Annotated in this window: 11 protein-coding genes; 9 read left to right on the forward strand and 2 right to left on the reverse strand. The window is 73.3% G+C overall.

Annotated features, from left to right (window positions below):
• Positions 1–278 precede the first annotated feature (278 nt).
• The gene (locus tag ACSLIC_RS16245; protein ID WP_436738416.1) at positions 279–1,385 is read left to right on the forward strand and encodes a lipocalin family protein; all 1,107 of its coding nucleotides are present in this window, start codon (positions 279–281) and stop codon (positions 1,383–1,385) included.
• On the opposite strand, the gene ACSLIC_RS16250 is transcribed toward ACSLIC_RS16245, so the two are convergent.
• Positions 1,386–1,841, reverse strand: coding sequence for a MarR family winged helix-turn-helix transcriptional regulator (locus ACSLIC_RS16250; protein WP_436738417.1), 456 nt, complete (start codon positions 1,839–1,841; stop codon positions 1,386–1,388). It lies immediately after the preceding gene.
• 387 nt (positions 1,842–2,228) lie between these two features.
• On the opposite strand from ACSLIC_RS16250, the gene ACSLIC_RS16255 reads away from it, so the two are divergent.
• On the forward strand, positions 2,229–2,576 hold the full coding sequence (locus ACSLIC_RS16255; RefSeq protein WP_436738418.1) for a DUF1330 domain-containing protein: 348 nt from the start codon (positions 2,229–2,231) through the stop codon (positions 2,574–2,576).
• A 44-nt stretch (positions 2,577–2,620) separates the two neighbouring features.
• Here the strand turns inward: ACSLIC_RS16255 and ACSLIC_RS16260 are convergent, their stop codons facing one another.
• Positions 2,621–4,357 (reverse strand): dolichyl-phosphate-mannose--protein mannosyltransferase, encoded by a 1,737-nt coding sequence (locus ACSLIC_RS16260; RefSeq protein WP_436738419.1) that lies wholly within the window; start codon positions 4,355–4,357, stop codon positions 2,621–2,623.
• 137 nt (positions 4,358–4,494) lie between these two features.
• On the opposite strand from ACSLIC_RS16260, the gene rsmI reads away from it, so the two are divergent.
• From rsmI to ACSLIC_RS16295, 7 genes are all read left to right on the forward strand, one after another.
• Positions 4,495–5,361, forward strand: a complete 867-nt coding sequence (gene rsmI / locus ACSLIC_RS16265; RefSeq protein ID WP_436738420.1) for a 16S rRNA (cytidine(1402)-2'-O)-methyltransferase — start codon at positions 4,495–4,497, stop codon at positions 5,359–5,361.
• Between the two features lie 150 nt (positions 5,362–5,511).
• Positions 5,512–5,970, forward strand: coding sequence for a hypothetical protein (locus tag ACSLIC_RS16270; RefSeq protein WP_436738421.1), 459 nt, complete (start codon positions 5,512–5,514; stop codon positions 5,968–5,970).
• 352 nt (positions 5,971–6,322) lie between these two features.
• The gene (locus tag ACSLIC_RS16275) at positions 6,323–7,210 is read left to right on the forward strand and encodes a TatD family hydrolase (protein WP_436738422.1); all 888 of its coding nucleotides are present in this window, start codon (positions 6,323–6,325) and stop codon (positions 7,208–7,210) included.
• Positions 7,211–7,350: 140 nt separating this feature from the next.
• Entirely contained in the window at positions 7,351–8,256 is a 906-nt protein-coding gene (gene rsmA / locus ACSLIC_RS16280) for a 16S rRNA (adenine(1518)-N(6)/adenine(1519)-N(6))-dimethyltransferase RsmA (protein WP_436738423.1), read from the forward strand.
• A gap of 57 nt (positions 8,257–8,313) precedes the next feature.
• Positions 8,314–9,261 (forward strand): 4-(cytidine 5'-diphospho)-2-C-methyl-D-erythritol kinase, encoded by a 948-nt coding sequence (locus ACSLIC_RS16285; protein ID WP_436738424.1) that lies wholly within the window; start codon positions 8,314–8,316, stop codon positions 9,259–9,261.
• Between the two features lie 68 nt (positions 9,262–9,329).
• Complete coding sequence (locus ACSLIC_RS16290; RefSeq protein WP_436738425.1) at positions 9,330–11,141, forward strand: ABC-F family ATP-binding cassette domain-containing protein; 1,812 nt, start codon at positions 9,330–9,332, stop codon at positions 11,139–11,141.
• 147 nt (positions 11,142–11,288) lie between these two features.
• Positions 11,289–13,028 carry an outer membrane protein assembly factor BamB family protein gene (locus ACSLIC_RS16295; RefSeq protein WP_436738426.1) on the forward strand — a complete coding sequence of 580 codons (1,740 nt, stop codon included), beginning with the start codon at positions 11,289–11,291 and terminating at the stop codon, positions 13,026–13,028.
• The last annotated feature ends 87 nt before the right edge of the window (positions 13,029–13,115 follow it).

A 13,115-nucleotide genomic window follows, 5' to 3' on the forward strand; every position in this document is an offset into this window, starting at 1 on the left:
GGGTGCGGCTTGCGTCCACCTGCCCGGTCGCGTCACCGGGCCAACGACCGCGAACCGAGGTCCATGAACCGCCCGCTGGCGAATCCCGGAGTCCGCCGCCGGCAGGCGCTCTCCCTCGCAGGCGGTCGCCCGTGGCCGGTGCGAGCACCTGACGGCCGGTCACGCCGGCTCTTCGGTCCGCGAGTCCACGTGGGTGAAGGCGCACCGCTTGACGTTGTTTGCCATGCCAACCAATATGAGATGGTTGGCATTACAAACAAACAGTGAGGGGAACTCCCATGCCCACCTCCCGGATCAAACGCCCGGTGGCGGCCCTGGTCTCCACGGCGGCGGCTCTGACGTTCGGTGCGGTCGCCGGCCCTTCGGCCCAGGCGACCCCACCGCCCGCGGCGCCGTCCACACCACCGGCCGCCGCCTCGTCGGCCAGCTCCGCCACGTCAGGGATTCCGGCGGTGGTCGATCCCGCGGTCGACCTGGGCCGGCACGCCGCCGGGCCGGAGCGGACCTGGTTCGACTCGGTCTACTTCACCAGCTCGGTGAAGGCGGGCGGCCAGGAGTTCGGCCTCCAGGTGCACACGCGCATCCTCCCGAACCGGGGTGAGGCCGCATACCGGTGGACGTTCGCGGTGATCAACAAGACCACCGGCTGGTACAAGGACCACGCCCTGGTGGTCGAGCCGGAGGACTACCGGTGGAGTGAGGGCAAGCTCGACATCAAGGCCCCGGGGTTGAGCTGGACCGGCGATTCCGTCCGTCAGTCGGTGCAGGTGGAGACGCCCTGGGGGGCTCTCGACGTACAGCTGGAGCCCACCGGTCCCGCCATGAACTACGCGTCGACCGGCGTGTTCAACCTCGTGGACGGCGTACCGAACCACCAGTTCGCGTTTCCGGAGATGCGGACATCCGGAACGCTCGCCGTCGACGGCAGGAAGCACGGGATCACCGGTACCTCCTGGCTGGACCGGCAGTGGGGCGAGATGCCGATGTCGCTGACCCGGTGGACGTGGATGAACCTCAGCATGCCCAACGGTGACAAGGTGGCGGTCTGGGACACGGTCGGCAGCCGGACCAAGGACAGCTGGGCGACGGTCCTCCATCCGGACGGCTCCTACGACGTGGTCGACGTCGAACCGCTCGTGCAGGGCGTCTCCCGGCAGTGGACCAGTCCGGCCACCGGCCAGACGTACCCCACCCGTTGGCGCATCAGCATCCCCGCGCTGCGCTCCGAGCTGGACGTGCGGGTCATCGGAGACCCGGACCAGGAGATCGAGACTCCTGACGGGAGTGGTTACCTCGAAGCCGCAGCGGCCTTCACAGGCACATACCACGGCAAGAAGGTCCGCGGCGAGAACTACGTCGAGATGACCGGCGACTGGAACCCCTGATCATCCGGACGAGCCGTCCCCGCCCGACTCGGGAAGGCGGTCCCGGTCGGGCGGGCGGATGGTGGCGTGCAGCAGCTGGACGAGTTGGCCGCGCTCCCGCGCGTCGAGCCGCTTCGTCACGGGTGCCAGGGTGCGTCGGACCTCGGCGTACACCTGCTCGGCCAGTTCCGCGCCGGCGGGGGTGAGGAACACGTCGACGACACGCCGGTCCTGCGGGTTCTTGCCCCTGGCCACCAGCCCGCGGTGTTCGGCACGGTCGACGAGGCCGGACAGGGTCGATTTGTCGAGACCGAGGAGGGCCGCCAGTTCCGTCATGCGTGGACGGCGGTCGCGAAGGATGCCGAGGACCCGCAGCTGCGTGAGCGAGAGGTCGCGCTCGGCTCCGATGCGGGTGAGCACGCCCACCACCTGAAAGGTGCTGCGGACCAGGGCATCCACCAGGGCGTCGGAAGTCATGCGGCTACGTTACCCGTCACCTCGCTCTTCAAGTGGGCCTCCGCCACCTTGAAGTGGCAGGTCAGCGGGTTGGCGTGACCGCTCTCGGGGTGCGGGCGCCGGCCGGGGGCGGGAGTCTGCGGAGAAGAGCACGCGCGGGGCCGGCCCGTACCGCGCCACCCACCCCGATCCGGCATGGCTCACCGCCCAGGGCCTGGCCCCCTCCGCGCACCGGGACACCCTCGAACGGTTCGTCGCCACCGGGGAGCGGGAAGGCGCCCGGCCCCGCCACCGGACGACGCGGAACCCCCGCCCCCGTTTCAGCGCGCAGCGGACAACTCCCCTGTCCCGCACTCGACTTGCCATGCTTGCGAGGTGCGCGCCCCTGCGCCCGACCGGAAGGCAACCATGCCCGCCTACGCCATCGCCCGCCTCCAGGACGCCGCCCCCCACCCCGATATCGCCGAGTACATCGAACGCCTCCCCGCCACCTTCACCCCGTACGGCGGACGCTTCCTGGTCCACGCCACCCCGCACGAGACCGTCGAGGGCACCTGGTCCGGCGCCGTCGTCATGATCGGCTTCCCCGACCTCGCCCAGGCCCGTGCCTGGTGGCACTCCCCGGCCTACCGCGAGCTAGCCCCGCTCCGCTCCCGCCGCATCGAGGGCGACATCATCCTCGTCGACGGGGTGCCGGAGGGGTACGACCCGACCGGGGCGGCCCAGGCGATCCGGGCGGCGGCCGCGAAGGAGTAGGCCGCGCTCCCGGTGCCGGCCGCGCCCCCGGTTCCGCCGCGCCGCTAGACCCACGTGTCCAGCCACATCCTCCCCTGCCACTGGTCCACCGGGATCGGCTCGCCGGTGTACAGCGGCCAGAAGTAGATGAAGTTCCACAGGATGAGCAGCACGATCACGCCCGCCGCCGCCGCGCCCGCGGTGCGGCGGCGTTCCGAGGAGCCCGGGGGGCCGATGATCGCGCCGAGGAGCATGGCGAGGGCGAGGCAGAGGAACGGGACGAAGACGACGGCGTAGAAGACGAAGATGGTGCGTTCCTGGTAGGCGAACCAGGGGAGGTAGCCGGCGGCCACGCCGCAGAGGAGGGCGCCGGCGCGCCAGTCGCGGCGCAGGCCCCAGCGCCAGAGGCAGTAGGCGACGGCGAAGCAGGCGGCCCACCACAGGGCGGGGGTGCCGAGGGCGAGGACCTCGCGGGCGCACTTGTCGACGGTGTCGGCGGGGCAGCCGTCCTTGCCGGGGGCCGGGGACTCGTAGAAGTAGGAGACGGGGCGGCCCACGACCAGCCAGGACCAGGGGTTGGACTCGTAGGTGTGGCCGGAGTTCAGGCCGACGTGGAAGTCGTAGACCTTGTTCTCGTAGTGCCACAGGCTGCGCAGCCAGTCGGGGAGCCAGGTGAAGGAGCCGCCCCGGCCGGCGTCCGCGGCCCAGTCGCGGTAGTAGCCGCCGGTGCCGTCCGAGGGGGAGGCGATCCAGGCGGCCCAGGAGGCGACGTAGGTGGCGAGGGCGACCGGGACCGTCGAGACGAAGGCGGGCAGGACGTCGCGGCGCAGCACGGCCGTGTACGGGCGGCGGGCGCCGGCGACGCGGCGGGCGCCCACGTCCCAGGCGACGGTGAGCAGGCCGAAGGCGGCCAGGATGTACAGGCCGTTCCACTTGGTGGCGAAGGCCAGGCCCAGGCTGAGGCCGGCCGCGATCCGCCAGGGGCGCCAGCCCAGGCGCAGGGTGCCCGCGACACCGGAGTCGGGGCGCGGCCGGCCGTCCGTGCCGAGCGGGAGGGCCGCCGCCAGCCGGGCCCGCGCTCTGTCGCGGTCGACGAGCAGGCAGCCGAAGGCGGCCAGCACGAAGAACATCAGCACCAGGTCGAGCAGGGCGGTGCGGCTCATCACGAAGTGCAGGCCGTCCACGGCCAGCAGCAGCCCGGCCAGGCACCCGAGGAAGGTCGAGCGGAACAGGCGGCGGCCGATGCGGCAGAGCATCAGCACCGACAGGGTGCCGAGCAGCGCCGTCATGAACCGCCAGCCGAACGGTTCGAAGCCGAACAGCCACTCACCGATCCCGATGACGTACTTGCCGACCGGCGGGTGGACGACGTACGAGGCGTCGGTGGGGATCTGTACCGAGGACGGGTCGGCGAGGATCGAGGAGTCGGCGTTCTTCGGCCAGCTCACCTCGAAGCCGCGGTGGATGAGGGCCCACGCGTCCTTGGCGTAGTACGTCTCGTCGAATATCACCGCCTTGGGGCTGCCCAGGTTCCAGAACCGCAGCACCCCGGCGAGGAGCGCCACCAGCAGCGGACCGCCCCAGCCGGAGAGCGCCGCCAGCCGCCGCCCCGCCGCCTCGCCGATGCCCAGGCCCCGCCAGAGCCGGGGATCGGGCGCGGTGTACGGCGGCACCAGCCGCTCCCGCACGTCCTGCCGCGGGCGCGCCGTGTACCCGAATCGGCGCAGCCGCCGCGGCCAGAGCTGCGCGGGCGCATCGGGCCGGTCCGTGGGGGCCCCGGTCGAGGAGGCGGTCTTGGTCACCGGGTCATCGTAGGGAACCGTTCGGGGCGGGTCCCGTCCCCGTGCCGGTACCTCCCTTTCTGCGTCACCCCGTCCCCCGGGGGCTGTGCGGCGGCCGGGCGGAAACGTCCCTTCCGTCCGGCTGCGAGGATGGAGCCGTGACAGGAACCGGAACCCTCGTACTCGCAGGCACCCCCATCGGCGACACCGCCGACGCCCCGCCCCGGCTCGCCGCCGAACTGGAGCGCGCCGACGTCATCGCCGCCGAGGACACCCGCCGGCTGCGCCGCCTCACCCAGGCCCTCGGCGTCCACACCACCGGACGCACCGTCTCCTACTTCGAGGGCAACGAGAGCGCGCGCACCCCCGAACTCGTCGAGGAGCTGGCCCAGGGCGCCCGGGTGCTGCTGGTCACCGACGCGGGCATGCCCTCGGTCTCCGACCCCGGCTACCGGCTGGTCGCCGCCGCCGTCGAACGCGGCCTGCGCATCACCGCCGTACCCGGCCCCTCCGCCGTCCTGACCGCGCTGGCCCTCTCCGGGCTGCCCGTCGACCGGTTCTGCTTCGAGGGGTTCCCGCCGCGCAAGGCCGGGGAGCGGCTGGGGCGGCTGCGCGAGGTCGCCGAGGAGCGCCGCACCCTCGTCTACTTCGAGGCGCCGCACCGGCTCGCGGCCACCCTGGAGGCGATGACCGAGGCCTTCGGCGCCGAGCGCCGCGCCGCCGTCTGCCGCGAGCTGACCAAGACGTACGAGGAGGTCAAGCGCGGCGGCCTCGGCGAGCTGGCCGCCTGGGCCGCCGAGGGCGTACGCGGGGAGATCACGATCGTCGTCGAGGGGGCGCCCGAGGCCGGGCCCGCCGACCTGGACGACGCGGAGCTGGTGCGCCGGGTCCGCGACCGGGAGGAGGCGGGGGAGCGGCGCAAGGAGGCCATCGCCGCCGTCGCCGCCGAGGCGGGGCTGCCCAAACGGCAGGTCTTCGATGCCGTCGTGACGGCAAAGAACGCGGAACGAAACGGCTCGAAATGAGGTAAAGGGCTAGCCTGAAAGGTAAAGCGGGGGGCATTGGTGAGGCCGCCCCGCCATGGCGGCCCCAAATCCCGTCCATGAGGCGACCGGCCCTGATGCGCCCCGGTCCCCACCGGAGTCCACTGGTGGGAGACGACCGAAGGAGTCGGCATGAGCCAGACATCGCGGACAGGCACCCCCACCGGTACCTCCAGCCCGGCCTCCGGAGCCCCGATCCCCCGCGCCCCCCACGACACCATGCACGAGGCGTACTCCTTCGCGTGCCTGCGGTGCGGGCACGGCTGGGAGCAGGAGTACGACATCCAGCGCTTCACCGACCAGGACGGGCACGAGTTCTTCCTCTACCTCGCCGACGGGCACCGGGTGCCCTCGCCGCTGTCCCGGCCCACCTGCTTCAACTGCGGGGGCCACGTCGTACGGATCATGCAGGCGGGGCGGGTGGCCGCCGCCAAGGCCGCCCTGCGCGGCACCGCCTCGGGCGGGTCCGCGGCGCGAGGCGGCATGGAGGCGCACGTGCCCAGCGAGCGGTCCACGCCCAGGGAGGACACCGGAGCCGCCGCGGCCGGGTCACGGCGGTCGATCTGGTCGAGGATCTTCGGGCACGGGTAGCCGGGCCGGAACCGGCTGGTGGTGGTGCCCGTCCGGGCGCTTCCCCGGCGGGCGTGTGCGCGGCGGGAGGCTCGCGGGGGTCTGAGCCGCTGTCCGGTGGGCCGGGCTGCCGACACCCTCGGCGCTCCCGGGCCCGTGGCGACCGGGACCGGCGGCCGAGTCCCAGGGCCTCCCGGAACAGGCCCGGGCCGTCCGCGTCGGCCCGCCTCGCGACACGCGGGGCACCGCCCGGCCCAAGGCCCGCGCGACGGTGTCCCCGACACCCCTCCCGGCCGGGGCCGCCGACCATCGCGCCGACCGGGGCCGGGCGGCGGTGAACGGAACCGGCGCCCGGCTTCGTAGGATCGCCGGTATGAGTCGTGAGCAAGGGGCGCCGCCGCTGCCGGAGGCGCTGACGGTCGAGGTCGCCGATTCCCACACCCATGTGGACATGCAGGCGGACTCGATGGAGGAGACCCTGGCCAAGGCCGCCTCGGTCGGCGTGACCACCCTGATCCAGGTCGGCTGCGACGTGGCGGGGTCGCGGTGGGCCGCCGAGGCCGCCGCTGCCCACGAACGGGTCCACGCCGCCGTCGCCCTGCACCCCAACGAGGCGCCGCGCATCGTCCTCGGCGACCCCGACGGCTGGTCCCGCCAGGGCGAGCGCCCCGCGGGCGGCGACGCGGCCCTGGACGAGGCCCTCGGCCAGATCGAGGAACTGGCCGCCCTGCCCCACGTCCTCGGCGTCGGCGAGACCGGCCTCGACCACTTCCGCACCGGTCCCGAAGGCATGGCCGCCCAGGAGCGTTCCTTCCGCGCCCACATCGAACTGGCCAAGCGCCACGACAAGGCCCTGGTCATCCACGACCGCGAGGCCCACGCCGACGTCCTGCGCATCCTCCGCGAGGAGGGCGCCCCGGACCGCACCGTCTTCCACTGCTTCTCCGGCGACGCCGAGATGGCCGAGACCTGCGCCCGCCACGGCTACTACATGTCCTTCGCCGGCAACGTCACCTTCAAGAACGCCCACCCCCTGCGCGAAGCCCTCAGGGCGGCCCCCCGCGAACTCCTCCTCGTCGAGACCGACGCCCCCTTCCTCACCCCCGCCCCCTACCGGGGCCGCCCCAACGCCCCGTACCTCATCCCCGTCACCGTCCGCGCCATGGCCGAGATCCGCGACGAACCCACCGAAGCCCTCGCCAAGGCGCTGGCCACCAACACCGCCGAGTCCTTCGGCTACCAGCCGCCGGTCAGGCACTAGCTGTTCTGTCCGGCCACAGCAGCCCGGCCGGCGCTTGGGGTCCGTCCCTGACCGGCAGGCCGGGGACGGACCCCCCGGCAAATTCGAGCCCCGCCGCCGCCGGAGGCAACCCCCGGGCCGGAGCCCCGTACGCTTGACCGGTGACCAGCAGCCCCACTGACCCCCAGCCACCGGAGAACCCCCTGTCCCCCGGACAGGACGCCCTCCTGGGCCCCGGCGACATCCGCGACCTCGCTTCCGCCCTGGGCGTACGCCCGACGAAGCAGCGCGGCCAGAACTTCGTCATCGACGCGAACACCGTCCGCCGCATCATCCGCACCGCGGGTGTCCGCGACGACGACGTGGTGGTGGAGGTGGGCCCGGGCCTCGGCTCCCTGACCCTGGGCCTCCTGGAGGCCGCGGACCGCGTCGTCGCCGTGGAGATCGACGACACCCTCGCAGCGGCACTCCCGGCCACGGTCACCGCCCGGCTCCCCGGGCGGGCCGCGCACTTCGCGCTGGTCCACGCCGACGCCCTGCGCGTCACCGAGCTGCCGGGCCCCCCGCCCACCGCGCTCGTCGCCAACCTGCCGTACAACGTCGCCGTCCCCGTGCTGCTGCACATGCTGGAGCGGTTCCCCACCATCGAGCGGACGCTCGTCATGGTGCAGGCGGAGGTCGCGGACCGGCTCGCCGCCGCCCCCGGCTCGAAGGTGTACGGCGTGCCCTCGGTCAAGGCCAACTGGTACGCCGAGGTCAAGCGCGCCGGCGCCATCGGCCGGAACGTCTTCTGGCCCGCGCCCAACGTCGACAGCGGCCTGGTCTCCCTGGTCCGCCGCGCCGAGCCCCCGGCGACCAAGGCCACCCGGCAGCAGGTCTTCGCCGTGGTCGACGCGGCCTTCGCCCAGCGCCGCAAGACGCTGCGGGCCGCCCTCTCCGGCTGGGCGGGATCGGCCGCCGCGGCCGAGGCCGCGCTGGTCGCAGCCGGGGTCTCCCCGCAGGCCAGGGGCGAGTCGCTGACCGTCGAGGAGTTCGCCGCCATCGCCGAGCACGCCCCCGCCCGCTGACCCGGACCGCCCGCCGCACCCGACCCCCGACCCCTCCCGGAAGGCCCACCCCCCCCAGTGAGCATCACGGTCCGCGTCCCCGCCAAGGTCAACGTCCAGCTCGCGGTGGGCGCCCCGCGCCCCGACGGCTACCACGACCTGGCCAACGTCTTCCTCGCCGTCGGCCTGTACGACACCGTCACCGCGACACCCGCCGACGGCCTGCGGCTGACCGTCACCGGTCCCGACGCCGCCCAGGTCCCGCTGGACGGCTCCAACCTCGCCGCCCGCGCCGCCCTGGCGCTGGCCGAGCGCGCGGGGCGGACCGCCGACGTCCACCTGCACATCGCCAAGGACATCCCGGTGGCCGGCGGCATGGCCGGGGGCAGCGCCGACGCGGCCGCCGCCCTGGTCGCCTGCGACGCGCTGTGGGGCCTGGCCACCCCGCGCGAGGTGTTGCTGAGCATCTGCGCCGACCTCGGCAGCGACGTGCCGTTCAGCCTGGTCGGCGAGGCCGCGCTCGGCACCGGGCGGGGCGAGAGGCTGGAGCCGCTCCGGGTCGGGGGGACCTTCCACTGGGTCTTCGCCGCCGCTGACGGCGGCCTCTCCACCCCGGCGGTCTACCGCGAGTTCGACCGGCTCTGCGAGGGCCGCGAGGTGCCCGCGCCGACCGCCTCTCCGGCGCTGCTGGCCGCTCTGCGTGACGGCGACCCGCACGCGCTCGCGGCCACCGTCGACAACGACCTCCAGGCCGCCGCCCTCTCCCTCGACCCGGCGCTCGCCGCCACCCTCGCCGCGGGCACCGAGGCCGGCGCGCTCGCCGCCCTGGTCTCCGGCTCCGGCCCCACCACCGCCTTCCTCGCCGAGGACGCCCCCGCCGCCGACCGCATCGCCGAGGCCCTCACCGCCTCCGGCACCTGCCGCAGCGCCCGTGTCGCCCTCTCCCCGGCGCCCGGCGCCACCGTCGTCGGCCAGGACCCGGCGCCGGACCGCGACACCGTGGCCGCCCGCGCCGACCGGGGCTGAGACGCCCCGACCGCACCACGCCGACCGGTTTACGCTGGAGGCCGCACCCATCCCCGTACAGGAGTGAAATGGCCGTCAATCTGGTCAACGTCGAGGCCGTCAGCAAGGTCTACGGCACCCGTGCCCTGCTCGACGGGGTTTCGCTCGGTGTCTCCGAGGGCGACCGGATCGGCGTCGTCGGCCGCAACGGCGATGGCAAGACCACCCTCATCCGGATGCTCGCCAAGCTGGAGGAGGCCGACACCGGCCGCGTCACCCACAGCGGCGGGCTGCGGCTGGGCGTCCTCACCCAGCACGACTCGCTCGACCCGGCCGCCACCGTCCGCCAGGAGATCATCGGGGACCTCGCCGACCACGAGTGGGCGGGCAACGCCAAGATCCGCGACGTCCTCACCGGCCTCTTCGGCGGCTTGGACCTGCCCGGCTTCCCGCAGGGCCTGGAGACGGTCATCGGCCCGCTCTCCGGCGGCGAGCGCCGCCGCATCGCGCTGGCCAAGCTGCTCATCGGCGAGCCCGACCTGATCGTCCTGGACGAGCCGACCAACCACCTCGACGTCGAGGGCATCTCCTGGCTCGCCGGCCACCTGCGGGCCCGCCGCTCCGCCCTCGTCTGCGTCACCCACGACCGCTGGTTCCTCGACCAGGTCTGCACCCGCATGTGGGACGTGCAGCGCGGTGACGTCCACGAGTACGAGGGCGGTTACAGCGACTACGTCTTCGCCCGTGCCGAGCGCGAGCGGCGCGCCGCCACCGAGGAGACCAAGCGGCAGAACCTCATGCGCAAGGAGCTGGCCTGGCTGCGCCGCGGCGCCCCCGCCCGCACCTCCAAGCCCCGCTACCGCATCGAGGCGGCCAACGAGCTGATCGCCGACGTGCCCCCGCCGCGCGACACCAGCGAGCTGATGAAGTTCGCCTCCGCCCGGCTCGGCAAGACCGTGTTCGACCTGGAGGACGTCACCGTGCAGGCCGGGCCCAAGGTGCTGCTCAAGCACCTGACCTGGCAGCTCGGCCCCGGCGACCGCATCGGCCTGGTCGGCGTCAACGGAGCGGGCAAGACCTCCCTGCTGCGCACCCTCACCGAGGCGGCCCGCACCGGAGGCGAGGCCCAGCCCGTCGAGGGCAAGGTGGTCGTCGGCAAGACCGTCAAGCTCGCCCACCTCTCCCAGGAGGTCGCCGAACTCGACCCCGCCACCCGGGTCCTGGAGGCCGTCCAGCAGGTCAAGGACCGGGTCGACCTCGGCAAGGGCCGGGAGATGACGGCCGGGCAGCTCTGCGAGAAGTTCGGCTTCTCCAAGGAGAAGCAGTGGACGCCGGTCGGCGACCTCTCCGGCGGTGAGCGCCGCCGCCTGCAGATCCTCCGGCTCCTCATGGACGAGCCCAACGTCCTCCTCCTCGACGAGCCCACCAACGACCTGGACATCGAGACCCTGACCCAGCTGGAGGACCTGCTCGACGGCTGGCCCGGGTCGATGATCGTCATCTCCCACGACCGGTTCTTCGTCGAGCGGACCACCGACCGGGTCTTCGCCCTGCTCGGCGACGGCGCGCTCAGGATGCTGCCGCGCGGCGTCGACGAGTACCTGGAGCGCAGGCGGCGGATGGCCGAGACCCAGGCGCCCGGTGCCCCGGTGCCCGCCCCGCAGGCCGAGCACAAGGAGAAGCCGGCCGCCGACCAGCGGGCGGCGAAGAAGGAACTCCAGCGGCTGGAGCGCCAGCTCGACAAGCTCTCCACACGGGAGCAGAAGCTGCACACGCAGATCGCCGCCAACGCCACGGACTTCGCCAAGGTGGCCGAACTCGACGCCGAGCTGCGCCAACTCGCCGATGAGCGGGACGAGTTGGAGATGCGCTGGCTGGAGCTGGCGGAGGAAGCCGACTAGCCCTCACCTGGCGTAACGGACGCATCACGGACCGGTCCTCCCTTGGGAACAAGGGCAGGACCGCTTCGGCGCGCCCCGTTGTCCGAGTGGTAGAAAAGTGGGCCAGCACTGGCGTGCCGAAATATCAGTGAAGAGGGGGAGCCGCTGATGAGTCAGCCGCCCAACCAGCCTCCGCAGCCGCCCCAGGGCGGCTTCGGGCCACCACCGGAGCCCGGGCCCGGCGACGACGGCGGCCAGCCGCCCACCCAGCCTCCTGGCCAGCCGCCCCGGACCCCGCCCGCGCAGCCCGGCCACGGCTACCCGCAGCAGCCCGGCCCGTACGGCGCTCCCCAGCAGCCGGGCCCCTACAGTCAGCCCGGTCCGTACAGTCAGCCCGGCCCCTACGGCCAGCCCCAGCAGGGGTACGGCTACCCGGGGCAGCCGCCGACCGTCCCCGGCCAGCCCGGTCCCGGCGGACCCGGTGGTGGGCGTGGCCCGTCCAAGGGGAAGACCGGGGCGATCGTCGGCGGCGCGGTGGCGGTGGCGCTGCTCGCCGTGGTCGGCATCGTCCTGCTGACCACCGGCGACGCGGAGGACCCCGTCGCCTCCCCGTCCAAGGCTCCCTCCGCCTCCGGCGCCGCCCCCTCCGCCCCGGACAACCCGGGCGACGGCAAGGGCGACCGCAACGGCGAGGACGAGGACCTCAACGCGGGCCGTCAGCCCGGCGAGGCGCAGGTCCTCTGGTACAAGGAGGCGCCGGCCGCGCCCGGCAGGGGGGCCGACGCCCCCGGTATGTGGATCACCGACACCACCGCGGTCAAGGCCGTCTACCGCTCCGTCCTCGCCTGGGACATCGAGGGCGGCAAGCCCAGCTGGGACGAGGTCGAACTGCCGGGCCCGATCTGCGCGGCCAGCAAGCAGGCGGTCGACGGCCAGGTCGTCATCGCCCACAAGAACGGCAACACCGACAAGTCCAGGTGCAACCGGCTGATGCAGCTGGACCTCGCCACCGGCAAGAGCGCCTGGACCAACACCCTCGACGAGGGCGCCCTGTTCGACAGCACCCTCGAACTCGACGTCGTCATCGCCGGGGACACCGTCATCGCCGGGCGCTCCATGTCGGGCGTCGCCTTCCGCCTGAGCGACGGCAAGGAGCTGTACACCAAGAAGAAGTACGGCCCGTCCTGCTTCCCCGGCGCCTGGGCCGGCGAGGGCGACCACCTCGTCATGGTCTCCTCCTGCGCCGCGACCAAGCCCGAGGAGCACGACGAGGTCAGCGTCCTCGACCCGGCCACCGGCAAGGTCAAGTCCAACCTGGCCGTCGGCAAGGGCTGGCGCGTCGAGCGGGTCTACTCCATGGACCCGCTGGTCATCTACTCCTCCAACAAGGAGAAGGACGCCTGGAACATCTCCCGCGTCGACGACGGGAAGATCACCACCCAGGTCGAGTCCGAGGTCCCCTTCACCCCGCAGTGCGGCTGGGCGATCACCTCCCGCGCCCTGCGAGGCTGTGTGGGCGCCGTCGCCGACGACACCACCCTCTACCTGCCGACCGAGGCCAAGAGCGGCTCCAACGAGATCGTCGCCACCAGCCTGGCCACCGGCAAGAAGAAGTGGTCCGTCCAGGCCCCCGAGGGCCGGTCGATGCTGCCGCTGAAGAGGGAGGGCGGCAAGCTCGTCGCCTACGTCGAGGCGTCCTACCGCAAGGGCGGGGAGATCGTCTCCATCCCCACCTCCGGTGGCAAGCCGACCACGCTGCTGAAGCTGCCCGAGGGCACCGCGGCGATCGAGCGAGGCTTCTACTCCCGGGCCGTCGACTGGGTCGACGGACGTTTCTACCTCTCCACCACCCGCCTCAGCGGCAAGAGCGACGCGGCGGAGAAACTGATGCTGGCCTACGCCGAGTGACTCACCGGGGGCGCCCGGGCCGGGCCCCGAGCCCGTTCGTGGTGCCCCCGCTCCTCCTCCCCGACGTCCCCGCCCACCTCCCCCCGT

Source organism: Streptomyces sp. BBFR102, from assembly GCF_051397025.1.
Lineage (GTDB): Bacteria > Actinomycetota > Actinomycetes > Streptomycetales > Streptomycetaceae > Streptomyces.